General features: G+C 40.5%; 22 protein-coding genes. 16 read left to right on the top strand and 6 right to left on the bottom strand.

The features are described 5' to 3' along the window. The first annotated feature begins 53 nt into the window (after window positions 1–53). The 3 genes from ACM0OW_RS19820 to ACM0OW_RS19810 all read left to right on the top strand — a co-directional run bounded on the left by ACM0OW_RS19820 (window position 54) and on the right by ACM0OW_RS19810 (window position 3,544). Entirely contained in the window at window positions 54–779 is a 726-nt protein-coding gene (locus ACM0OW_RS19820; protein ID WP_414551863.1) for a Uma2 family endonuclease, read from the top strand. Window positions 780–921: 142 nt separating this feature from the next. Next, window positions 922–1,869, top strand: a complete 948-nt coding sequence (gene uvsE, locus ACM0OW_RS19815; RefSeq protein WP_414551862.1) for a UV DNA damage repair endonuclease UvsE — start codon at window positions 922–924, stop codon at window positions 1,867–1,869. A gap of 79 nt (window positions 1,870–1,948) precedes the next feature. Beyond that, window positions 1,949–3,544, top strand: a complete 1,596-nt coding sequence (locus ACM0OW_RS19810; RefSeq protein ID WP_414551861.1) for an Hsp70 family protein — start codon at window positions 1,949–1,951, stop codon at window positions 3,542–3,544. A gap of 75 nt (window positions 3,545–3,619) precedes the next feature. On the opposite strand, the gene ACM0OW_RS19805 is transcribed toward ACM0OW_RS19810, so the two are convergent. Further along, window positions 3,620–4,549, bottom strand: a complete 930-nt coding sequence (locus ACM0OW_RS19805) for a S66 peptidase family protein (RefSeq protein WP_414551860.1) — start codon at window positions 4,547–4,549, stop codon at window positions 3,620–3,622. Between the two features lie 422 nt (window positions 4,550–4,971). Here ACM0OW_RS19805 and ACM0OW_RS19800 point away from each other — a divergent pair, with 422 nt between their 5' ends. Then, a complete protein-coding gene (locus tag ACM0OW_RS19800) occupies window positions 4,972–6,333 on the top strand; it encodes a sensor histidine kinase (RefSeq protein WP_414551859.1) in 1,362 nt (453 codons plus the stop codon). 166 nt (window positions 6,334–6,499) lie between these two features. After that, window positions 6,500–6,955: a DUF2141 domain-containing protein gene (locus tag ACM0OW_RS19795; protein WP_414551858.1), complete on the top strand. Its 456-nt coding sequence runs from the start codon at window positions 6,500–6,502 to the stop codon at window positions 6,953–6,955. Window positions 6,956–6,963: 8 nt separating this feature from the next. On the opposite strand, the gene ACM0OW_RS19790 is transcribed toward ACM0OW_RS19795, so the two are convergent. Then, window positions 6,964–8,124 carry a peptidoglycan-binding protein gene (locus tag ACM0OW_RS19790; RefSeq protein WP_414551857.1) on the bottom strand — a complete coding sequence of 387 codons (1,161 nt, stop codon included), beginning with the start codon at window positions 8,122–8,124 and terminating at the stop codon, window positions 6,964–6,966. Between the two features lie 71 nt (window positions 8,125–8,195). Then, window positions 8,196–9,212, bottom strand: a complete 1,017-nt coding sequence (locus ACM0OW_RS19785; RefSeq protein WP_414551856.1) for a DMT family transporter — start codon at window positions 9,210–9,212, stop codon at window positions 8,196–8,198. Window positions 9,213–9,581: 369 nt separating this feature from the next. Between ACM0OW_RS19785 and ACM0OW_RS19780 the strand changes: the two genes are divergently transcribed. From ACM0OW_RS19780 to ACM0OW_RS19765, 4 genes are all read left to right on the top strand, one after another. Further along, entirely contained in the window at window positions 9,582–9,959 is a 378-nt protein-coding gene (locus tag ACM0OW_RS19780; RefSeq protein ID WP_414551855.1) for a hypothetical protein, read from the top strand. 486 nt (window positions 9,960–10,445) lie between these two features. Further along, window positions 10,446–10,820: a hypothetical protein gene (locus ACM0OW_RS19775; RefSeq protein WP_414551854.1), complete on the top strand. Its 375-nt coding sequence runs from the start codon at window positions 10,446–10,448 to the stop codon at window positions 10,818–10,820. A 381-nt stretch (window positions 10,821–11,201) separates the two neighbouring features. Beyond that, window positions 11,202–11,639 carry a hypothetical protein gene (locus ACM0OW_RS19770; protein WP_414551853.1) on the top strand — a complete coding sequence of 146 codons (438 nt, stop codon included), beginning with the start codon at window positions 11,202–11,204 and terminating at the stop codon, window positions 11,637–11,639. 221 nt (window positions 11,640–11,860) lie between these two features. After that, window positions 11,861–12,343: a hypothetical protein gene (locus tag ACM0OW_RS19765; protein ID WP_414551852.1), complete on the top strand. Its 483-nt coding sequence runs from the start codon at window positions 11,861–11,863 to the stop codon at window positions 12,341–12,343. Between the two features lie 255 nt (window positions 12,344–12,598). Here ACM0OW_RS19765 and ACM0OW_RS19760 read toward each other — a convergent pair whose 3' ends face one another. Further along, the gene (locus ACM0OW_RS19760; RefSeq protein WP_414551851.1) at window positions 12,599–14,248 is read right to left on the bottom strand and encodes a Ppx/GppA phosphatase family protein; all 1,650 of its coding nucleotides are present in this window, start codon (window positions 14,246–14,248) and stop codon (window positions 12,599–12,601) included. A gap of 323 nt (window positions 14,249–14,571) precedes the next feature. Between ACM0OW_RS19760 and ACM0OW_RS19755 the strand changes: the two genes are divergently transcribed. Together ACM0OW_RS19755 and ACM0OW_RS19750 are read left to right on the top strand one after the other, a co-directional pair. Further along, the gene (locus ACM0OW_RS19755) at window positions 14,572–15,459 is read left to right on the top strand and encodes a 4-hydroxybenzoate solanesyltransferase (RefSeq protein WP_414551850.1); all 888 of its coding nucleotides are present in this window, start codon (window positions 14,572–14,574) and stop codon (window positions 15,457–15,459) included. Window positions 15,460–15,814: 355 nt separating this feature from the next. Continuing rightward, window positions 15,815–16,393, top strand: coding sequence for a hypothetical protein (locus ACM0OW_RS19750; RefSeq protein ID WP_414551849.1), 579 nt, complete (start codon window positions 15,815–15,817; stop codon window positions 16,391–16,393). A 144-nt stretch (window positions 16,394–16,537) separates the two neighbouring features. Here the strand turns inward: ACM0OW_RS19750 and ACM0OW_RS19745 are convergent, their stop codons facing one another. Beyond that, entirely contained in the window at window positions 16,538–17,926 is a 1,389-nt protein-coding gene (locus ACM0OW_RS19745; RefSeq protein ID WP_414551848.1) for a cytochrome P450, read from the bottom strand. A gap of 31 nt (window positions 17,927–17,957) precedes the next feature. Beyond that, a complete protein-coding gene (locus ACM0OW_RS19740) occupies window positions 17,958–18,602 on the bottom strand; it encodes a Coq4 family protein (protein WP_414551847.1) in 645 nt (214 codons plus the stop codon). A 144-nt stretch (window positions 18,603–18,746) separates the two neighbouring features. Between ACM0OW_RS19740 and ACM0OW_RS19735 the strand changes: the two genes are divergently transcribed. From ACM0OW_RS19735 to ACM0OW_RS19715, 5 genes are all read left to right on the top strand, one after another. Continuing rightward, the gene (locus ACM0OW_RS19735; RefSeq protein WP_414551846.1) at window positions 18,747–18,881 is read left to right on the top strand and encodes a hypothetical protein; all 135 of its coding nucleotides are present in this window, start codon (window positions 18,747–18,749) and stop codon (window positions 18,879–18,881) included. A gap of 122 nt (window positions 18,882–19,003) precedes the next feature. Continuing rightward, on the top strand, window positions 19,004–19,210 hold the full coding sequence (locus ACM0OW_RS19730; RefSeq protein ID WP_414551845.1) for a hypothetical protein: 207 nt from the start codon (window positions 19,004–19,006) through the stop codon (window positions 19,208–19,210). A gap of 224 nt (window positions 19,211–19,434) precedes the next feature. After that, window positions 19,435–20,691 carry an N-acetyltransferase family protein gene (locus tag ACM0OW_RS19725; RefSeq protein WP_414551844.1) on the top strand — a complete coding sequence of 419 codons (1,257 nt, stop codon included), beginning with the start codon at window positions 19,435–19,437 and terminating at the stop codon, window positions 20,689–20,691. 1 nt (window position 20,692) lies between these two features. Next, complete coding sequence (ruvX, locus tag ACM0OW_RS19720; protein ID WP_414551843.1) at window positions 20,693–21,169, top strand: Holliday junction resolvase RuvX; 477 nt, start codon at window positions 20,693–20,695, stop codon at window positions 21,167–21,169. Between the two features lie 147 nt (window positions 21,170–21,316). Continuing rightward, on the top strand, window positions 21,317–21,889 hold the full coding sequence (locus tag ACM0OW_RS19715) for a DUF3727 domain-containing protein (protein ID WP_414551842.1): 573 nt from the start codon (window positions 21,317–21,319) through the stop codon (window positions 21,887–21,889). The last annotated feature ends 5 nt before the right edge of the window (window positions 21,890–21,894 follow it).

Below are 21,894 nucleotides of genomic sequence, written 5' to 3'. Positions count from 1 at the left end.
CTTTCACTGCTAGACTAAATACAACCCTCACTCTACTAAGCAAAGGTAGCTTTATGACCTCTGCAACCAATCCAGCCACTGAAGAACTCACCCCTTTCCCAGACCATACGCAGCTACCAGAGTCTGATGGCACATTTGTGAAGAATTTCCAAGAACATCCCCAAAGCATTCTACTAACTGACTCCATTAAACCAATACTGCAAAAACTCCACCCTGATGGACAGTACTGTATTGGTCAAGATAGCGGTATTTACTGGCGCATGACTGACCCCCCAGAAAAAGGCGCAGAAGCTCCCGACTGGTTTTATGTCCCGAATGTACCGCCCTTACTGGATGGACAAACACGACGCTCTTATGTGCTGTGGCGAGAATTTATTGCCCCGTTGATTGTTTTAGAATTTGTCTCTGGAGATGGTAGCGAGGAGCGAGACAAAACTCCTTGGAAGGGGAAATTTTGGATTTATGAGCAGGTAATTCGCCCTCCCTTCTATGGCATTTATGAAGTGAAAAAAGCCAGTGTAGAAGTTTATCACCTAATTGAAGGACAGTATCAGCCATTACCAGCAAATGAGCGTGGACATTATCCTATACCTCATTTGGGAGTTGAGTTAGGTATATGGCAAGACTCATATCAGAATATGGAATTACCCTGGTTGCGCTGCTGGGATTTGCAAGGTAATTTGTTGTTGACTGGTGAAGAAAGAGCCGAACAGGAACGCCAAAGGGCTGAACGCTTAACAGCACAATTACGTGCTTTGGGTATTGAACCAGAAGCGTGAGCAAGAGTCCAGAAAAAACGTAGGTTGGGTTAAGCGCAGCGCAACCCAACAAATAAATATTTTGGGAATATTAGCTATCTTGGAAATGTTGGGTTTCCTTACGTCAACCCAACCTACAGTAATTATTTATTAATTTCATTTAATGACTGCAATCCAATTTCAAAATAAACCGCATCTAGAACAAGCACAAAAACCATCTCCACCATATTTAGGGCTGGTTTGTATTACTGTATCTAAGCAGGTGCGCTTTCGGGCTATGACACGCACGCGTTACTTAAAACTCTCTCTCAAAGAACGCGAAACTGTTTTAAGAGAACTCTATCAAGATAATTTGCAGCGCTTAGATACAGCATTGTCTTTTTGTCATCAAAATAATATTCGGCTGTATCGCATGACTTCGGCTTTATTTCCCTTGAGTGATATGGAAGACGATATCGGCGCGAATATATTAGAGGAAATGAGCGCGGATTTAAGTAAAATTGGTCAAAAGGCGCAAGCATTAGATATTAGAATGGTGTTGCACCCAGACCAATATGTAGTGCTGAGTTCTGATTCTCCCGAAATCGTCAAAACAAGTATCAAAATTTTAGAACGACACGCCCGGACATTTGACTTGTTAGGCTTACCTCGTTCACCTTGGTCATTGATGAATATTCACGGTGGGAAATCTCAACGCCCAGCCGAACTGATTAAGGTAATCTCAGAATTACCAGACACAATTAAAAATCGTTTAACTCTAGAAAACGATGAATACGCTTATAGTTCTGAAGAAATTTTAGCAGTGTGTGAGCAGACAGGTATACCAATGGTATTCGATGCTCATCACCAAATTTGTCATGAAAAATTAGATAGTTACGATCATCCTAGTGTAGCCGCTATGTTTTACGCAGCACGAGAAACTTGGGATAACCCAGATTGGCAATTAGTTCACATTTCCAATGGTGAAACCGCTTTTAACGACAGAAAGCATAGTAACTTAATCACCGCTATGCCCCAAGTTTATTATGAAGCCCCCTGGATAGAAGTCGAAGCCAAACACAAAGAAGAAGCGATCGCACATTTGCGCTCTTGGTGGCTTATGGGACAATGATCTTAAAAAACACTTTGCGCCTTTGCGCCTAACGTACTTCGTACTTCGCTTCGCTAATGCGTGAGATAATTAGACGAATATGGGTATAGCTATCGATTTTGGTACAAGTAACACAGTCATTGCTCGTTGGAACCCCGTCACCCAGCAGCCCGAAACCCTGACTATACCGGGTTTATCAATTCAGCAAAGCCTCAACCCCCCACTAATTCCCAGCCTAGTGTATATAGAAGAGGCAACACAGGGTAAAGTTTTAGTAGGGCAAGAAGTACGCGATCGCGGTTTTGACCTCAAGAACGACACGCGATTTTTCCGCAGCTTCAAACGGGGAATTGGTGCCGATATTCAAGGTTTCTTACCAGAAATAGATGGCGAGAATATCACCTTTGAGCAAGTAGGGCAATTATTTCTGACTGAAGTAATTGCAAAACTAGCACCTATGCAAGGAGGTTTAGACTCTCTCATATTAACAGTACCCGTAGACAGCTTTGAAGCTTATCGCCACTGGTTAAGCAAAGTTTGCCAAGCTCTCCCGGTGGAAAGAGTACAGATGATAGATGAACCCACAGCCGCCGCTTTGGGTTATGGTTTAGCAGACCAAGAAATTCTCTTAGTGATTGACTTTGGCGGTGGTACTTTGGACTTATCTCTGGTACGCTTAGACCAAAGTGTGCAGAATAAAAATCCTGTGGGATTTCTCCTCAAATGGGGGAATAAATCTTTGGGTGAAAATTCTCGCCAAAAACCCAGAACAGCCCGTGTACTAGCCAAAGCAGGGCAGAATCTCGGCGGTACTGATATTGATGCTTGGTTAGTAGATTACTTTGCTAAAACTCAAGGACTAGCGGTGACACCCTTAACGACAAGATTAGCTGAACGGGTAAAAATTCAGCTATCAACCCAAAACCAAGCTAGTGAAGTTTATTTTGATGATGAGAATTTTGAAAGCTATGAATTGTCACTCAACCGCGAAGATTTAGACAATATCCTCAAAGAACAGGGATTTTTTACCCAATTAGATGAGTCGATGACGAGTCTATTACAGCAAGCACGACGACAGGGGATAGAAGTTGCAGATATTAACGCTGTGTTGTTAGTGGGTGGGACTGTGCAATTACCCGCAGTGCAGACATGGGTAAAACAGTATTTTCAGCCGGAAAAAATTCGCTGTGAACGTCCTTTTGAAGCGATCGCTCAAGGTGCGTTACAGTTAGCCCAAGGCATGGAAATCAAAGATTTTCTCTATCATAGCTACGGTATCCGCTATTGGGATCGCCGCAACCAGCGCCACAATTGGCATTCCATTATTAAAACTGGACAGGCTTACCCGATGAGTGAACCAGTGGAATTAGTTTTAGGCGCATCTTTAGTAAATCAACCCAGCATTGAATTAATTATTGGGGAGTTGGGAGATGAAACCGCTAGTACCGAAGTTTATTTTGATGGCGATCGCCTAATTACTCGTCGCCGAGAATCAGGCGTAACCACTGTGAAACCCCTGAATGATCAAGCCGGTGCGAGAACCATCGCCGAACTGTCACCGCCGGGATTTCCGGGAAGCGATCGCATTAAAATATTGTTTCAAGTGGACGAACAACGTTTTCTACGCATCACAGTTGAGGACTTGTTAACCAATGACACGCTTCTAGAAAATCAACTCGTCGCCCAGTTGAGTTAACGAGTAGGGGCGGGTTCTCAGATATCATTGACTATTAACGAGCATATTAGTAAACCCGCCCCTACAAATCAGATATCATTGACTATTAACGAGCATATTATTCAACCCGCCCCTACAACTCAAAATCCCCTGATCTGCGTCTAATGTTGCTAATACACCAACTGGTAAAGCTGCATTAGGATTGCCGTGACCAAATGGTAAATCTGATACAATGGGAATGCCTAAATCACCCAAGCGATCGCGTAGGACTTCTTCCACACTGAAGCTAGGCACATTTGGCGGTGGTTCGCATTGAGTAAAGCTACCCAAAGCAATACCACTAACTTTTGATAAAACACCACTTAAACGCCACTGCGTCAGCATTCGGTCAATGCGATAAGGGGCTTCTGTCACATCCTCCCATGCCAAAATAATATTATCCAAATGTGGTACTATTGATGTAGCTAAAAGATGAGTTGCCACCGTGAGATTACCTGGAAGTAAAAGACCCGTGGCAATTCCACCGCCCCAACCACAACCCACCAGAGGAGGAATAGGGCGACCTTCTAAAAAATTGAATAATCGCTCAATTGACCAATCTGTTTCATCTGCTAGAGTCGTTAAAACAGGAGCATGAACACTACAAATACCTGCTGTATAAAGACTCCATAACAAAGCTGTAATGTCAGAAAATCCAATCAGCCATTTCGGGGGTGCTGAATTTAGATCCCAAGTCCAGTTTTCTAAAATGCGGGTGCTACCAAATCCGCCCCTGGTGCAGAGAATACCGCGACAATCTGGATCTGACCAGGCTGTGGTTAACTGTTGGCGACGAAATTCATCTTTTTCGGCTAAATATCCCCATTTATCAGCTAACTTTGGCATAATCTCGACTTTATAACCGCGCGATCGCCAAATTTCCACACTCCGTTCAAATGCTTCAAATTCTCGCAACGCCCCACTAGGAGCAATTACTCTTAATAAGTCGCCAGGTTGCAGGGGTGGGGGTAATATCTTCGCTTGCATAAATAATTTACTAGGATTCAAAAGTACAAACAGACCAAGATAAAAATTAATCGTTAGGTGTGAGAAATACAAACCATAACTCATAACTAATATAAATTTTCTGTTAGTATAATATATACTTGACTTTTTTGATGATTTAGTATCTTATTAGCCGGAATAGATATAATTTATTGATGAATCAATTGGCATTTTAGACCAAATTAGGATAAGTTTGATTCGAGAACCTTTTCCCAGGACTTTTATATCCCAAATTGGTAAGATTGAGACGAGAAAATTACTAAATATATTAATTTGTAAACTTAGTTTGGGAATACTGGGTATGGCAATATTGCTAGAAGTAGTAATTTGCTGGACAACGATGAGAATGGTTGTTCTGCTTGAAGAGTCAAACAATGTTACCTAAAGGGCAAAGGATTTCGATTATGCTGGCTATGCGTAGCATGACAAATGCCAATGAGCTAAATCTGCGATTAGAGTCAACTTTACAAGAGTTACCCCTGTGGAAAATTCAGATTGAGCTAGAATGCCCAGTAAATGAACTGACTAAGATTTTTGAGCAAGAACCTCTGCTTCCCGGAATTATTTTGACTAAAAATAATTCCCATGTGGGGATGATTTCGCGACCGAGATTTTTTGAACACATGAGCCGCCCCTTTAGTTTTGGGCTTTTTTCTAAGAGACCTATTCAACATCTCTATAAATTTCTCAGTCCAGAGCTATTTATACTAATGGGGAATATACCAATTGTGGAAGCGATTCAAACAGCATTGAAGCGACAGCCAGACATGGTTTATGAGCCAATTATAGTGGTTGATGCATCTGGCAGTTATGGGTTACTTGATTTCCATCAGTTACTATTAGCTAACTCACAAATTCATGCCTTAACATTGGCTCAGTTACAGCGTGTAGAGGAACAATCAAAAGCAGCCAAGGCAGGATTTCATGATCTTCAGCACAATTATACTAGACTACTACAACATGATAAAATGGCTGCCTTAGGTCAATTAGTTGCTGGTGTTGCCCACGAAATCAACAACCCAGTTAGTTTTATTGATGGTAATCTGGTTCATGCTATCGATTACAGTCAGAAACTACTCAACCTAATCAGCCTGTACCGACAGCATTATCCTGATCCAAAGGCAGAAATTGAAACTGAAATTAATCAAATTGATCTGGAGTTTTTAACAGCAGACCTTCCTAATCTCCTTAATTCTATGGATATTGGGTGCGATCGCATCAAGCAGATCGTGCGCTCGTTAAAAAATTTTTCCCGCCTTGATGAAGCTGATAAAAAAACAGTTGATATCCATGAAGGTCTTGATAGTACACTGGTTATTTTACAAAGTCGCTTCAAAAATTATAAAACTAGCGAAGGCATTACTCTAATCAAAGAATACGGAGATATTCCTTTAGTGGAGTGCTATCCTGGGCTACTAAATCAGGTATTTATGAACATTTTGAATAATGCTATAGATGCTTTAGAAGAGTCAATAGCCAATAGTAAAAAAACTGAAAACCCAGTCATTAAAATTTGCACTCAAGTTATTGGCGGTAACTGCATAGAAATTCAGATTATTGACAATGGAACTGGTATACCAGAGAAAGTAAAAAATCGATTGTTTGATCCATTCTTTACGACTAAACCCGTCGGTAAAGGAACTGGCTTGGGGCTATCTATTAGTTATCAAATTGTGGTGGAAAAACATGGTGGGCAACTACACTGTGTATCTACCCTTGGACAAGGCACTGAGTTTATTATTAAAATACCAATAGCAAAGGACTAACAGCGCTGGCGCGGAAGTCAAAAGTTAAAAGTCTACCCTGAGCAAAGTCGAGGGGTCAAAAGTCAAAAATACGACTCTATCGGCTTTTCATTGATTTCTTATGGTTTTTCTATTTATACTGCGCTGTACGGAAGTCAAAAATTAAAAGTCAAAAGTCAAAAATCTTATGTTTAAAAAATTGGGACTGAGTGTGATCCTACTAGCAGTTATGGGAAATTTGGCTGGGACATTGAGTGCTAGGGCGAATTTTAAGGGAAATCTGAATGTGAAAATTGATGGATTGAGAAATACGGAAGGACAGGTTTGTGTGAGCATCTTTGGTAGTAGTCGAGGATTTCCCAGCAATAGCGATCGCGTCCTCAAAAGGCAGTGTACCCAGATTACAGACACTTCTTTAAACGTTACTTTTACTAACTTACAAGCTGGGAACTATGCTGTAGCCGTGATCCATGATCAAAATCAAGACCAAATCCTGAATCGTAATAACCTCGGTATGCCCATCGAAGGCTTTGGATTTTCTAGAAACCCAGAAGTTCGTACCAGTCCTCCTCCATTCCGGGATGCTGCTTTTCTGTTAGCAGGCCCAAATACAGTGATCCAAATTAAATTGAAATATTTATGAGTTCTTGATCAAGCTTCTTGGTGATGATCTCCAAGCAAACTTTGTTGATTAGTTAAAACCCGGATTTTATCGATCTGAGTGAGAGCATACTTTGCCGTGGTTTGTACATCTATATCCGGGTCTTCCAGTGCGTGGACTAACATTTGGGTCATTTGAATCATCATGTCATAAACGCGACTCAGGTCACGGATAGCATTTTGTCGTACTTGTGGACTTTCATCTTGTAATGAAATTGCCAAAGCCCGGTTCATTGGTGTGAGTGCGCGAGAGTTAATTTCTGCTAAAGCAGCCAAAATTAAACTACGTTGTTGAGAATCGACATGAATCATCAAGTCTACCAGGGGCTGAATTGCGCGAGAGTCGCCTTGCTGACCCAAACCCCAAATAGCCTTGCATCGCTTGGTGCGATCGCTTCCACGTAAGTCATGAATCAATTTTTCAGAAATACTGAGTTTATTCAGATGCGGAATCATTTCCAATGGTATTACTGTGGTGCTAATTGATGCTGTATCTGTTTGTGGACTGATGATAGATACATGATTCTCCTGCGGTTCTGATACTTGTTCTAATTCTGGTAACGCTTGGTTAACCAAATCTTCTTTACCAGGACTCAAAGCTTTGAATGCCGTAGTTGTAGATTCTGGCTGATCTTTAATCTGACGAAACCATTTCACCAGGAACAAAAGTGCGCCAATACTGCCGAGAATTCCCAAACCCAATAGTGACCACCAAATTAGTCCTCGTTGGCTTGATTGCGCTTGTTGTTCTGTTTCTGGGACAGTGGGTGAAGTACAAGGGGCGGTAACGGCCAATGGATTAATTTTTGTCCAAGCTGTTTGCAAACTACGTCTAGTTTCCAGATCAACAACACCATCTGTTTTGGCTAAATTTTGGCTTTTCTGAAACTCACGCACAGCATTTTGCGTATTTGGTCCATATATTCCATCGATCACACCATTGTATAAACCTAATTCCTTTAATTGAATTTGCATTACCTGAACATAAGTTCCTTGACCACCAGGTTCGATCACAGCCTGGACAGGGTTTGTAGAACTTGTTTGGGCAGTTTTTAATGTTATGTTATCAGCCGCAATACTTGCACGATGTGGTAAAAAACCCCAGCAAGTAAAACAGGTAAAAATCAGAATTGAGGAAAAACATCGCCTCATATTTTCAGTTTTAGTCGGAAATTGTGATTAAAGTTATTGAACTCAACAGAAAAAACATGAGACTTGCTCATTTATTTCTGAACTGATGCTTCTAATGCAGGTGTTTGCTGTGTAGTTTTTTCTTCCACACTCACTGTTTGATTCTTTTGCGCCAAGTTATCACGCTGGTTAATCAAATAGATGCTGATTAACGTCATACCTACTCCCACCCACTGCAAGGGACTGAGAACTTCAGAAAGAAAGATATAGCCAAATAATAGGGCAAAAACGGGAGTTAAAAAGGTCAGAGAACTAAGACTGGTGAGACTACCGCTAGAAGCAAAATAAAAGAATAATCCATAGGCGATCGCACTGCCAAAAATTGTGGCATAACCCAAAGCAATCCATTCGGATGTTACCAGATTCTGCCACTGTTGAGATTCTCTGACAGAGGAAATTCCCCACAATGGTAATCCACCCAAAATCATGTGCCATCCCGTAGCCGTTACCGGATCGGCATATCTACAGACAAACCGAATCATGACTGTTCCCACAGCCATTGAGAGGGCGGCTAACAGCATTAACCATTCACCACTAGCAAACAAATCTTGCCAATTACCCATAGTCGCATTGACGTTGGCATCAAAAAACTGAAAAATCCACTCATCAGGTAAGCCAATTAAACTAATGCCGATCACTCCCAGGCCTAATCCCAGCCAACCCCAGAAACCAATATGTTCTTGGAATAGCCACAACGACAACAAAGCCACCGCTAAAGGTTGAGAGTCAATCATCACAGATCCTAGCCCTGCACTAGTTCTGACTAAACCTTCTGCCAAAAAACCTTGAAATAAGGCCCCATCTATCAAGGCAAATAAAATAATCCACAGCCAGGCTGACCAACCCTTGGGCTGGGGTTTATCCATCAATACTGCTGCAATCAAAATTAACACCCCAGCTGGTAGCAATCGCATACCTGCCATAAATAGGGGTGTCGTGTGGGGTATGACTCCTTTCATCGCCACCATTGCCGTTCCCCACAGGAAAAACGGGGCGATTAACAGTAAAGGAGCGAAGGGAAATTTAGATGCACTGAGTTTCAGTTGCATGGGTTTGCTGATGCCTTTGTTTAACAAATGCAAAAATTAGTTTACCCAATTCTACCGAATTATGTACTTTTGTGTTTACTAAGGGTATTGGTGAAAAGGAAAGAAAATACGCTCATACTCTCAATAATAGTTAGTATTAAGCTAAATTCTTCCCTACGACAGATGACATTTTTAGATAAATTATCAAATTTAATCAAAATGTATATATTTGAACAAAAATCGGAGCAGGTTTTGTGCTTAGTAAGCAGATCAATGCTGACAATGCTCTTATGGTTATTGATAGCTGAGACACGAGGCTAGCGAACCCAACTGCTTAAAGCTCATCAGAGCTTGTGGGTAGATTAACCATTCAAAACTGTAGAGTTTTCCATGAATAAATTTATCATCGGTATACTGACTGTAAGTGCGATCGCTCTTGCTTCTACTCCTGCTAATGCTCGACCTCAACAGAGGCATCCTCAACAAGGGCAAGGCCATGTTGATAACGCTCAAATCATCAATCAGCGGAGTGTTACCACTGGCGAACACAACACCAGTGTCAATAATGCTCAACAAAATCATCTAAATATCCGCAAAAATGGCGGTCGTGGTAATAGTGCCAACGGTCAAGTCATTGGTCAAGAGTGTGATACCTTTGGCAATAATAATTTCTGTGGCAATAGCGCTTCTCAAAACAACCAACAAATTAATCAAGGGCGGGGAGCTTCACCACGCGGGGTTATAAGTCATCCTCAAAGAAGACACTAAGAGTTATTTAATGATGTCTAAAGAGTTAGTTTAATTGAAATTTGACTGCTAAAATTAATAGGGTAAAGCCGATACGTATAGCGTAACTTTACCCTAGACTTTTACGTTAACTTGATGGGGATTTCCCATGCATATTTACAAGTTTGCTGCACTTCTAATTTTTGTAAGTTTATTTCTACCTATTGGTACTCAAGCAAGTGAAATAGATATGCAAGCAGGGAGTGTGAGAATTAATCAAGATTCCCACGGAAATATTCACGTAGACACTGAAAATACAAAGCTAACTGTTCCTTCCAGAAGAAGCTACATAAATAGAACTCGCCCGCTTAATCATTCCAACATTTTCTGGAGAAATACCTGTAGAAAATCAGGTAGTGTTGTTAGACAAGAAACGACACAAGTTACTAGAAATAGTAGACACAGCACTCAAAGTAGTAAAGTTTCTGTGTCTTGTTATTAACGTCAGAATATGGGGGAGCAATTTAGATGAAACATAAAGATTTATATCTGAGTTTCTTATCTGTTGGGATTTGTTTAACAGTTACTGCTATTGCCACTAGACCTGTATTAGCACAATGCGTTATGTCCCATGTTGGTGTTCAGTTGAATATATCTAACACACCAGCAAGACAAACTTCTAATGTGGAAATGCATAGTCCAAAATCCTGTACAGGAAATACCAGTTCTTCTACAGCAGTACAAGTAAATACTAGTAATAATGGGCGGGTTAGACAGCATCAAGAGGTGCGTCACGAAATTAGGAATAATGGGCGTAATAGTACTGGTGTGAATGGAAGGACTATTAAAAGTAATATAGTTGTTCCCGTTAATGTCAAAACACCAAAAAATTTTCATCCCTAAAAATTAGTACATTAAATCTTTATTCAGTAAGGGTTTACTATTGCTAAACCCCTACGATTTTATTTTGTAAAACATATATAGGACTACTATAGGAATCCGATTTGATTATTGAAAAAATATAAGTATATGTAGGGTGTGTTATGGCTTTAGCCTAACGCACCGTCTTCCAAGTCTTGCTGCCGTACTCTCCTCTACAACACACCCTACGTGTATTTCATAAATATTGTAGGTTGGGTTGACGTAACCAAACCCAACATTATTGGTAGCGTTGGGTTGCGCTACGTTTAATGCACTATTTTAGGCTTGTCAATCCAATACTTGATTTTTTTCATAAATCAAACCGGATTCCTATAATATAAAAAAGAATAGGTGAAAATAAATATGAATTTTAAGCAAATATTAACGGCAATTTGCTATTCGGGTGTTCTAGCTATAAGTATGTATATCGGAGTACAAAATTGGGCTTTAGCTGATCCAACTCAACTAAATGTAACAACACAAACAACAATTATTAATTTAAGTAGTGATGAACTCAAGGAAAGCTATTTACTAAAAATTAGTATTTCTAGACACAATAGCCAGTTGACAGGAAATATTAAACTTAATGGGATGATAATTACCAATCTTACAGATAATAGCACTCAGATTAATCTTTCGCCTCTTTTGAATAAAGGTAAAAATACTATAGATATTAGCGGGAATTATACTCCAATTACATCTGCTTTTAAGGTGGAACTAATTGGAGTCAATACACAAGTTACCCAGGAAAATACAGGTAATGGTAATATCGAAAATACCTTAATTGTTTATGTTGAGTAAACGAATAATGTCTTAATTGATGAAAATGAATATTTTTTATTTTTATGTGTAATTATTAAATAGAATAAATTGGCAAATTAAGCAAAAAAGTCCACAAATGATCTAAAACTACGATATCAGTAATCTAATTTACAAAAAAAATAACCTACTTTCCTTAATATAGGTCGGTAGAAAAATTTGATTAGCTATCCTCTTGTCAGACTAGTAAATGTAAACAAATCATGTTACGAAAATTAACGATTTTATTGCCTACTGCCATTTTAAATTTCTTTATCGCTGAAACACTGGTAAATCAACCAGCTTTTTCACAACAAACTACTAACAGTGATTCTACAGTCGATGGAAATTTTAATAATGTTTTTCAAACTCCAAACCAAAATAATGCCGAGAATATTACTGAGTTGAATGTTCCCGCCATTCGTCCATTAGATCATCCCATTACTACTCCAGTGAATACAGAGAATGACTTTGGTTTAAATATGTCAGTGGGAATGAATACTCTTGATGCTAATAATCTCACTGTTTATATGGGGTTAGTTTTTCAACCAGGACGTACTAATTCACATAAAATTAGAATGAATCGTATTAATAAAGAAACTGAATTATTAGAAGTACAAAAGCAAATAGCCGAGGCGAGACTTTATCTGATCCAAAAGCAAATCAGTGAAGCAGAATTGAAATTACAGGGACTACACCAGCCATGATTAATAAGTGCTGAGTGCTGAGTGCTGAGTGAGGGGTATAAAGCGAGTTACTTTAAGACTTTGAGCTATCAACACTGTTCTGACTCTTATGAAAACCGCTATATAGCATTTCTTAGTCTAATCAAGTACACAATTATCTGCGTTTGTCTGCGTCCATCTGCGTTTAATTATTACTGCTTGTACCTCACTTGAATGGGAATTGCTATATAGTAGGTGCGTTATACTTGGTTAACGCACCAAAAAGTCTTGTTTAAGCTATATTCTGGCAAAAGGAGACTGTTTTAACTGAACCCCCAGTTTGGCTTTAAATTCATCTTCAAACACTGGTTTTTTATAATCTAAACTCCAAAGTTCTAACGCACAATCATCATCAGGTTTAGAGGGAAAAATTAACATTTTAAATTCCTGGCTATCAGGATTGTATTCACATTCTACGCGAGCGATCGCCCCAATTTGTCGTCTATCTAATGCCACTGCCAATCTTAACAGCGCACTCAACTGGCTGACTATTTGGCGGTGTTGTTTACTCAGCAAATTCCGGTAATTTTCATGTTTTTTCTTGGGCTGTGACTTGCGGTGATAACGGGCTAAATTAGCAATGATTTCAATCTCGGTTTCGGTGTAGCCAAGTAATTCACTATTACGAACTAGATAGTAGGAATGCTTGTGATGAGACGAATGGCTAATATAATGCCCACAATTATGTAATATCGCCGCCGCCCATAGCAGTTGTCGTTCGTTGACTCCCCAGTTATGTAATTTCCCTTGGGTTTGGTCAAATAAACTCAAAGCAAATAAGGCCACGCGATCGCTATGTTCTAAATTGAGATGATATTTATCAGCCTGTTTCAACACACTGCGTTCACGCACTGAACCTTGATAGCGCAGTCGATCTTCAATCAAACCGTGGGCTAACATCCAGTCCACAATTACACCTTCCCGCAGGGCGCGCCCGCACACTGTCACTGACTCCACACCTAACAAACTCATGGCTTCCTGTAAGACCACAGCCCCAGCCAAGATCACTTCTGAGCGCTTCTCTGGCATACCAGGTATATTAGAAATCTCCGAATTAGTCATTTTACGCAAGCGATAGACCCAATTCTCCAAGTCCTTCAAGCTAAACTCGTAACCATTCAGAGTTGAAGGAACAGTATCTAAGTTTTCCCGTGCATGAATCATCGCCAAGGTTTCAATTGTACCGGAGGTTCCCACTAAACGAGGAGATTCCCCCGGCTGGATATTTGCTAGCACATCCTCCACAGAACGTTCTAACATTCCCCGTGTGTAGGCTTGCAAATACTGAAACTCAGCATCGCTGATGGGGTCAGTGGTGATGAACTCGCTAGTAAGTCTAACTGCGCCAACTTTTGTACTAGTGAGACTGCGGGCTTCTTGACTATCGCCTAAAATTAACTCTGTGGAACCACCACCAATATCAACTACGATATGGGGTTGGTTGTCAAATTCCATTCCCGACAGTACACCTAAATAGATGCGTCGGGCTTCTTCTTGACCAGAAATTAAGTCAACGCTTAAACCTAACTCCTCTTCTACTCTATGCAGAAAATCTTTACCATTAGGGGCTTCTCGCACGGCGCTAGTTGCTACAGCGATGATGGTTTCAGCATTGGCCATTTTGGCAACTTCTTGAAAGCGTCTGAGGGCGGTAATCGCCTTGTCAATGATTTCTGGTTTCAGTTCTCCAGTGGCGATGTCACGATTACCCAGTCTGACTGTTTCTTTTTCTTTGGCAATAATCCGAAACGATGGTAAGGTCGGGTCAATCTTTACCACTACCATGTGTAGGGAATTAGTTCCCATGTCAATAGCAGCAATAATCCTGTTTTGCTTAACTGGTTGAGTGCTAACACTTTCCCAGCTAGCTGAAACTAAATTCAGCATCTAGTGTTCTCTCATAAAAAGGTGGTCTATCGGGATGTTTAGCACTTTTGTGGATGCTCAATAAATATATTCTTAGTCTGACTAGTGCAAAGATTAGTAATCTCAGAATAGTTACTTACTACCGATACATTCAGCGCATCACTGAAAAAATACTGACTTCTGAGTAATAATACTAACTTGTATCACAACTATCAGGACAACTTTTTAAGTTTTGTAACTGAGGATGCCAGTTAAAGGTGGCACTATTACAAATATCAAATAACGTTATTCTATAGATGTAAAGATGTGTGAATTCATCTATCTAAAGTTATTACTTGATTTCTATGCTGAATCCTCAAGAACTCAAACAGGAACCAGTCTGGCTGACTATTATCCGGCTTTTGCGGTGGCATAAACCAGAAGGACGGTTAATTTTAATGATTCCTGCCCTTTGGGCTGTATTTTTAGCAGCCTCTGGAAAACCACCTTTACCTTTAGTAGGCGTAATTGTTTTAGGGACTCTGGCTACAAGTGCGGCTGGTTGTGTAGTTAACGATTTGTGGGATCGGAACATTGACCCGGAAGTAGAGAGAACACGCGATCGCCCTCTAGCTTCTCGCGCCCTGTCTATCAAAGTCGGTATTGCGGTCGCTATTGTTTCCTTAGTATGTGCAGCAGCACTCGCTTTATATCTTAACTCCTTAAGTTTCTGGTTATCTGTGGCTGCTGTACCAGTGATTGTGCTTTATCCTGGTGCAAAGCGAGTATTTCCCGTACCGCAGCTAATACTTTCCATTGCTTGGGGTTTTGCTGTGTTGATTAGCTGGAGTGCAGTCACACAAAACCTTTCTCAACCCACTTGGCTATTGTGGGGTGCAACAATTCTCTGGACATTGGGATTTGATACCGTTTATGCTATGAGCGATCGCGAAGATGATCAACGCATTGGTGTGAATTCCAGTGCTTTATTTTTTGGCAATTACGCCCCTCTAGCTATTGGCATTTTCTTTGCTAGTACGGTTATTTTACTAGCTTGGTTAGGTATATTGATTAACTTAAACTTGACATTTTGGGTTAGCTTAGTAATTGCTACTATTGGCTGGATTTGCCAGTGTTTACAGTTAAGAAAGCAAGACTTACCCAATTCTGTCTATGGTGAAATGTTTCGCCAAAATGTCTGGATTGGTTTTATTTTACTGGCGGGAATGATTGCCGGATCTATTTTCAGTTAGTAGCCCCAACAAAACAATCAACCAGAAAAAAGCGACCTAGCCCACTCAGCCAGATCGTTCTCTCCATTTAAAAGTCGTTAATCTACTAAAAATAATACCTTGAAAACTACTAGATGGGTTTGATATTTATTACGTAATTATTATCTATTTTTTAGATATTTTCACGGAACTACACTTCCGCGATATGCAGTGAGCAGGGATTGGGCAACTTATTTGTCCAGTATTTCATATCTTTACAATAATTTGACAATTGCCTTGTAGTTTGCGCGGATTATGCAAAGTTTTGCTCAATAAATCGGTTAGCGGCGTTTAGTAGTTGGGTAGATGACTATGAAATTTAGATGTACCCAACTCAATGAAGCGATCGCATCTTGTCAAAATAGCCATGATAGCTTTACTTTCCCTAGGTAGTTTTGGCATTGTTGGGGGAAGTTTTTTTCTCAAAAAGACTGTTAGCAATAGTAGCAAAGTTCAAGTCATCACTGATACATCTCGCTATCAAGAAATTCGTCAACAACTCTGGACTAATAACGACTATATTCAACATTTTCCTCACGATCTACCTAGTGGGGCTGAAAACGTCCGTGTTGCCTATTCTGATGGACTAGCAACAAAAGAGAGTTTTTTTCAAGTCCGGCTAAAGCAGTCACCAGAAAAAATCCAAGAACTACTTTCACAATATAAAAACATCGCTAAGTATCAGTATAAAGGTGGTAATACCAACGACCACGTTAATTTACACAATGGTGTGCCGACAACGTTTTTTTACACCAGTGATATTTCTCAAGAATCATTTCCCCCCACTTATGAAATATTAGTATTAGATGTCAAGGACAAAGGTACACCCGGTTTCAAATGGAATCATGGACATAGTTACGGTGTAGCTATTGATAGTTCAACCTCAGAAATTGTCTATTGGGCAGAAAAATGGTAAGGAATAATTCGTAGTTCGTAATGCTCCCTTCGGGAGAGCTACGCTAACGTAATTCGTAATTCGGAAGGGAATAGGGCGTGTTTTCACAGTCTAAAAGTAGGTTGGGTTAAGCGCAGCGTAACCCAACGAAGCAAACTGGGGTTTCTATCTGGAAAATTTATCTTTTACCTTTAAATTTACGCCGCCATTGGGTGCAAATGCTATCCCCCGGCGCACAGGTTTAAGGGGAACTGTATCCAGCAATTCTAAGGAGTAATTTGAGAGGATTGTTGCCAAAACTAATTTCATTTCAAATAAAGCAAATGCCGAACCAATACAGCGACGATTTCCACCCCCAAAAGGTAAAAATTCATAAGGAGAAAATTGCCGTTCTAAAAAACGTTCTGGTCGAAAACGCTTAGATTCTGGGTAAATATCGGGACGATGGTGAGTCAAATAAGTACATACAGATAGCATCGTCCCTTTTGGTAAATCGTAACCCATGAATTGCATAGGTGCTTTGAGAATACGCGGCAAACTAAAGAAAACAACTGGGTAAATTCGCAGGGTTTCAGAACAGACAGCATTCAAATATGGTAGTTGAGTAATGACGCTGGGATCTGCATTCGCCACATCAATAGAATTGAGTTCTTGCAGCAATTTTTCTCGCACTTCTGGGATATAATGAATCCAATATAAAGCCCAAGCTAGAGCGATCGCTGTAGTTTCATGACCAGCAAATAACATAGTCATTAACTCATCGCGTAACTCCACATCAGTCATTTCTTCCCCATTCTCATCTCGTGCAGATAATAACAAACTGAGGATATCATCACCCTGAGATTCAGGATGATGACGACGTTCCCGAATTTCTTGGTAAATCAATTCATTTAACTGCTGTCTGCGCCGGATAAATTTTCCCCAAGGACTCCAAGCACCTAAGTCGCGCTGTAATGATTTGAAGAATAAAAAAACAGCACTCAAAGGAGAATTAAAAGTATCCAACATCTGTGTTAAGACTTCCTTGATTTGTTGGTAACGTTCTCCTTCTTTTAATCCAAAAACAGCACGTAAAATCACTTGCAAGGAAATATCTTGCATACTAGAACGAGCGACAAAATTCCCTCCTACAGTCCACTGATTAGTAACTTGCTGAGTAATATCACGGATTATTTGACCGTAAGCCCGCATCCGCTCACCGTGGAAGGGAGGCATTAAAAGTTTACGCTGTTGTAAGTGGCGATCGCCATCAAGTAATATTAAAGAATTAGGTCCTATAAGCGGTTCCACAATTGCGCTTCCTGAACCTGATTCCAGGATTTTAGCATCGGCTGTAAAAAGTGCCTCAATGGCTTGCACATTACTCAAAACTATCTGCGAGGGTAAGCTACTAAAATCCGCTAAATAAATATCTCCATATCGTTTTTGAGATTTTTCTAAAGAAGATACGGGGTTAAGGATTACGTTAATTGTTTGGAGAAATTTATTTCCCCCACTTTTTGGTGGTAGTTTGGCAATAGTTTTATCTGAAGAATTATCTGGTATTGTAATCATGTTTGACTCCGGTTTTTTTTGATAGATATACTCAACTACAAATTGCCGTAATTGTACAATTCTGCAAACTTTCGATTGGCGGTATGGATAAGCATTTTCTTATTTCAGCAATTGATTCTGTCCAATGCTCTTCAAACTGATATCCCAGGAGAAATTCAGCATTTTCACCCAAGTATCTACCTTTGTTCATATTAGTAAAAATTGCTTGAATTTGTTGAGGGGCAAGAATAGGATAGAGTAATTTAGCTATCCATAAACCAATTTTTAGTAATTTGCTATAGTTTTGCTCAACGGCAAAAGCCAAAACCCCGATTTCTCCAGCATAGCTGGTATCAAATCCAAGTAAAACATGAAAAATATCGTGAGTAACCGCATATCGCAAAGCAAATACATTAGATTTAGCAACATCCTCTAACTCAGGACTGACATTGAACGGTTGCAGATGATTTGCTTGCATATGGTCAGCATATTCTCGTCCAAAGGAACCTGGAGGATATTGGCTTAATTTATCCAAATTAATGGGGGGATGATATCCCTCTACTGCTTTTAATTTAGCAGCTACTTGTGGCGAGACTTTAGCACCCAATAACTCAGATTTGAGAATGGCAAAATCACCTAAAGGCTCAGAGTTTTTATAATTCAGAAGCATTTTAATTTGTGCCAATTTCTTGAACATAATCACCCTCCTAGATTTTAGGTGATGCGTAGATACTTGTCATAATTTCTATACCCACGGTTTTTAACTCAATTCTAGGTTAAATATTTGTGGTCGTGCTTCTAAGTGGTTCCGGATGAGTAGTTTGTGGTAAAGCTAAGGGTAATGGTAATTTTGTTGCTGAAGTTATTTCTTGGGGTGGAACTTCCCGTGTTGAGTTTCTCAGGTATGGACGCAGCACAGAAATCGGCATTAAAGAATCTGGGTGCAGTAGAGAGGGAGAAGAGCGATCGCAGCTAAAATTAGATCACAAATGCAACAAAACATTAAACTTCATTGCGAATCCACCAAGCAAAGCAAAACAATGTGATAAGTTCTGATGATGTGAAGACCGAGAACTAAGAAAGGAGAACCCAGTGGCAATGGAATCAAATATTTCAACGGGCGCATCTGTAACAAATGAAGACTTCAGCGAATATGTTGCCCACTTGCAACTTCACATGACTCTACAAGCCCGCAATCTGGTTCCCACCCTGAAACAGGCATTTTCAGTTGCAGATAGCCGAGAGCAACTGCTTCACCAAACTCAAGCCAACTTTGAAAAGCTAATTTCCCGCCAAGGGCTGTAAAAGATAAAAATTTTTATAAATTTCTCATAAAATAGAAGCAGATACTGTTGGCTCAACACCAAGGTTGTGATCATCAGGTCTGCTTTATTTTGGTTTGTTTAATTATCATATTTTAGTATCTAGTCACAAAAATCACCCTTTGGGAGCAAGAAAATAAGGGCGGAAAGCCGTTAAAATTGGTTGATTATTGCAACAGTTCCTCAGACCCAGTAAGTTAAGGCTAAATGGCAGCTCGAATTAAAATGACTTCATTACTTCCTCGAAACCTCAGCGTTGTCATCCGGCCAGCCCAATACCGGGATCTGGACGGAATTGAACAAATAACGCAAGACTCCTTCGCAAGTCTCACTCCCAAAGAGGCGCAACTAGCCATCAACCAGATGCAATGGTTACGCCGTTGGTATGGATTCCTCAAATTTTTAAGTTGGTTTCCTAACCCCCTCAAATATCGTTTCTGTGCCTACGTAGCAGAGCAAGGGCGATCGCTTTTAGGCCTGATTCAAGTGTCACCTTTCAACCGCACGCGTAGTACATGGCGGATTGATCGGGTCATGCTGGCTCCATCTGTGGAGAAGCAAGCAGTTGGCTCACAACTTTTGCGCCATTGCTTTGAGTCGATTTTGGAAGCTCGGACTTGGCTATTAGAAGTTAGTATTAACGATAAAGACGCACTGGCACTGTATCGCCAAAATGGGTTTCAGCGTCTAGCAGAAATGACCTATTGGGAAATTAAACCCGAATTACTGGCTGAATTGGCACAAGCAGAGCCAGACTTACCGAACCTTCTCCCTGTAAGTAATGCCGATGCTCAATTACTTTATCAGTTAGATACAGCATCAATGCCACCTTTGGTGCGCCAAGTTTTTGACCGCAACACGCGCGACTTTAAAACCAGTTTCTTTGGTGCTTTAACTGATGCTGTCAAGCAGTGGGTTACTAAAACCGAAGTAGTTAGTGGCTACGTATTTGAACCCCAACGTAAAGCCGCAATTGGCTATTTCCAAGTCCAACTAGACCGCAAAGGTAAAACTCCTCATGTCGCCACGCTAACAGTTCACCCCGCTTATACGTGGCTGTACCCAGAGTTGCTTTCCCAACTGGCGCGTATTGTCCAAGATTTCCCTCGCCAAGGCTTACAACTAGCATCCTCAGACTACCAAGCAGAGCGAGAAGAGTATTTAGAGCGCATTGGAGCAGAACGCATCGAACATACTCTAGTGATGTCTCGTTCAGTTTGGCATAAACTCCGGGAGTCTAAATTTGTCTCCTTAGAAGGAATTCAATGGACAGGGGTATTGCAAGGTTTACAACCAGCTCGTAAACCAATTCCAGGTGGAATGTCATGGATACAAAAAACGCAGCAACCAACTTCGGACAGACCAGCGCCAACCAAATCAGACCCTGTGACTTTCAAGTGTGAAAATTTGAGTCTAGAAGTATTGCCCATTTCTGAGACAACAGATACAACACAGGAGAACTAGTTTGACACCCCAAGAACAAACACGTCCGTTTATTTCGGCATTGGGTTTAGATTTCGGTCGCAAGCGGATGGGTGTAGCGGGGTGCGATGGTACTGGTTTAATTGCTACAGGACTGACCACTATTGAGCGGACATCTTTTGAACGAGATGTGCAGCAAATCCGCAGCTTAGTGAATGAGCGTCAGGTGCAAGTCCTGGTGATTGGTTTACCTTACTCAATGGATGGGACTCTCGGATTCCAGGCGCGTCAAGTGCAGAAGTTTGGCAAAAAGTTGGGAAAAGCACTCAATTTGCCTGTGGAATATGTAGATGAGCGATTAACTTCTTTTCAGGCAGAACAACTGTTAATAGCTGAAAATCGCTCCCCATCACGCCACAAGGGTTTAATTGACCGGAAGGCAGCAGCGATAATTTTGCAACAATGGCTGGACACCAGGCGAGCCAACTTCCCTAAATCGGTGTTAGCCTTAGAGTATTGATACCTTTTTACATGATATTCTGAAAGCTTAGTAAAGTGCTGATTACTGAGTGCAACCTCAGTTTATTTAAGGAAATTAAGCGATCAGCATTATCCTAATCGATACGGCTACGGCTATATTTATTTTATAAAATTTTACATTTCGGCTATGTTACCCTCTCCATTTCCTGAAGAAAATGATCATGCTCATGCAGGTTCCATCACTCTGACTGATGACACAGGGCGAACCCTGGAATGTTACGTAGAACATTCGCTGTCGGTAGATGGACAAGAATATGTTTTACTGCTTCCTGTAGATTCACCCATAGAAATTTTTGCTTGGCAAGGTGACGAGGAAGAAGAAGAGGCAGTTTTGGTAGATGATGATGATGTCATTAACCAAATTTTTGGCACGGCTCAAGCCGTCTTAGCTGAACAAAATTTGATTGTTAAAAATACTGCTTATGCTCTAACTGTGGCGGGTGATTTACCAGCCGTGGAAGAGTCAGAACTTTTCACCTTAGAAATCGAAGATGAAGAGGCCGATTTGGAGCCTGAACAGTTGCAGCTACTAGCTAGCTTCTATGATACAGATCAAGAATATGCAGTTTATACTCCACTCGATCCTCTGCTATTTTTTGCCCGAATTTCCACCACAGGTAAACCAGAATTACTTTCCCCAGAGGAATTTAAAAAAGTACAACCACTGCTAGAAGAACAACTTTTTAACGAAGTCGAATAAATTAA

This window comes from Anabaena sp. CCY 0017, from assembly GCF_963920885.1.
GTDB lineage: Bacteria > Cyanobacteriota > Cyanobacteriia > Cyanobacteriales > Nostocaceae > Nodularia.
This window is presented reverse-complemented; position numbering and strand designations above follow the sequence as displayed.

Bases quoted from the DNA above. Each gene is read 5' to 3' on its own strand.
- ACM0OW_RS19760 (WP_414551851.1), bottom strand. From the start codon at position 14,248: ATGCTGAATTTAGTTTCAGCTAGCTGGGAAAGTGTTAGCACTCAACCA.
- ACM0OW_RS19745 (WP_414551848.1), bottom strand. From the start codon at position 17,926: ATGATTACAATACCAGATAATTCTTCAGATAAAACTATTGCCAAACTA.
- ACM0OW_RS19810 (WP_414551861.1), top strand. From the start codon at position 1,949: ATGGGTATAGCTATCGATTTTGGTACAAGTAACACAGTCATTGCTCGT.
- ACM0OW_RS19785 (WP_414551856.1), bottom strand. From the start codon at position 9,212: ATGCAACTGAAACTCAGTGCATCTAAATTTCCCTTCGCTCCTTTACTG.
- ACM0OW_RS19820 (WP_414551863.1), top strand. From the start codon at position 54: ATGACCTCTGCAACCAATCCAGCCACTGAAGAACTCACCCCTTTCCCA.
- ACM0OW_RS19715 (WP_414551842.1), top strand. From the start codon at position 21,317: ATGTTACCCTCTCCATTTCCTGAAGAAAATGATCATGCTCATGCAGGT.
- ACM0OW_RS19795 (WP_414551858.1), top strand. From the start codon at position 6,500: ATGTTTAAAAAATTGGGACTGAGTGTGATCCTACTAGCAGTTATGGGA.
- ACM0OW_RS19730 (WP_414551845.1), top strand. From the start codon at position 19,004: ATGGAATCAAATATTTCAACGGGCGCATCTGTAACAAATGAAGACTTC.
- ACM0OW_RS19725 (WP_414551844.1), top strand. From the start codon at position 19,435: ATGGCAGCTCGAATTAAAATGACTTCATTACTTCCTCGAAACCTCAGC.
- ACM0OW_RS19750 (WP_414551849.1), top strand. From the start codon at position 15,815: ATGAAGCGATCGCATCTTGTCAAAATAGCCATGATAGCTTTACTTTCC.
- ACM0OW_RS19805 (WP_414551860.1), bottom strand. From the start codon at position 4,549: ATGCAAGCGAAGATATTACCCCCACCCCTGCAACCTGGCGACTTATTA.
- ACM0OW_RS19740 (WP_414551847.1), bottom strand. From the start codon at position 18,602: ATGTTCAAGAAATTGGCACAAATTAAAATGCTTCTGAATTATAAAAAC.
- ACM0OW_RS19780 (WP_414551855.1), top strand. From the start codon at position 9,582: ATGAATAAATTTATCATCGGTATACTGACTGTAAGTGCGATCGCTCTT.
- ACM0OW_RS19770 (WP_414551853.1), top strand. From the start codon at position 11,202: ATGAATTTTAAGCAAATATTAACGGCAATTTGCTATTCGGGTGTTCTA.
- ACM0OW_RS19765 (WP_414551852.1), top strand. From the start codon at position 11,861: ATGTTACGAAAATTAACGATTTTATTGCCTACTGCCATTTTAAATTTC.
- ACM0OW_RS19790 (WP_414551857.1), bottom strand. From the start codon at position 8,124: ATGAGGCGATGTTTTTCCTCAATTCTGATTTTTACCTGTTTTACTTGC.
- ACM0OW_RS19775 (WP_414551854.1), top strand. From the start codon at position 10,446: ATGAAACATAAAGATTTATATCTGAGTTTCTTATCTGTTGGGATTTGT.
- ACM0OW_RS19735 (WP_414551846.1), top strand. From the start codon at position 18,747: ATGGTAATTTTGTTGCTGAAGTTATTTCTTGGGGTGGAACTTCCCGTG.
- uvsE (WP_414551862.1), top strand. From the start codon at position 922: ATGACTGCAATCCAATTTCAAAATAAACCGCATCTAGAACAAGCACAA.
- ACM0OW_RS19755 (WP_414551850.1), top strand. From the start codon at position 14,572: ATGCTGAATCCTCAAGAACTCAAACAGGAACCAGTCTGGCTGACTATT.
- ACM0OW_RS19800 (WP_414551859.1), top strand. From the start codon at position 4,972: ATGCTGGCTATGCGTAGCATGACAAATGCCAATGAGCTAAATCTGCGA.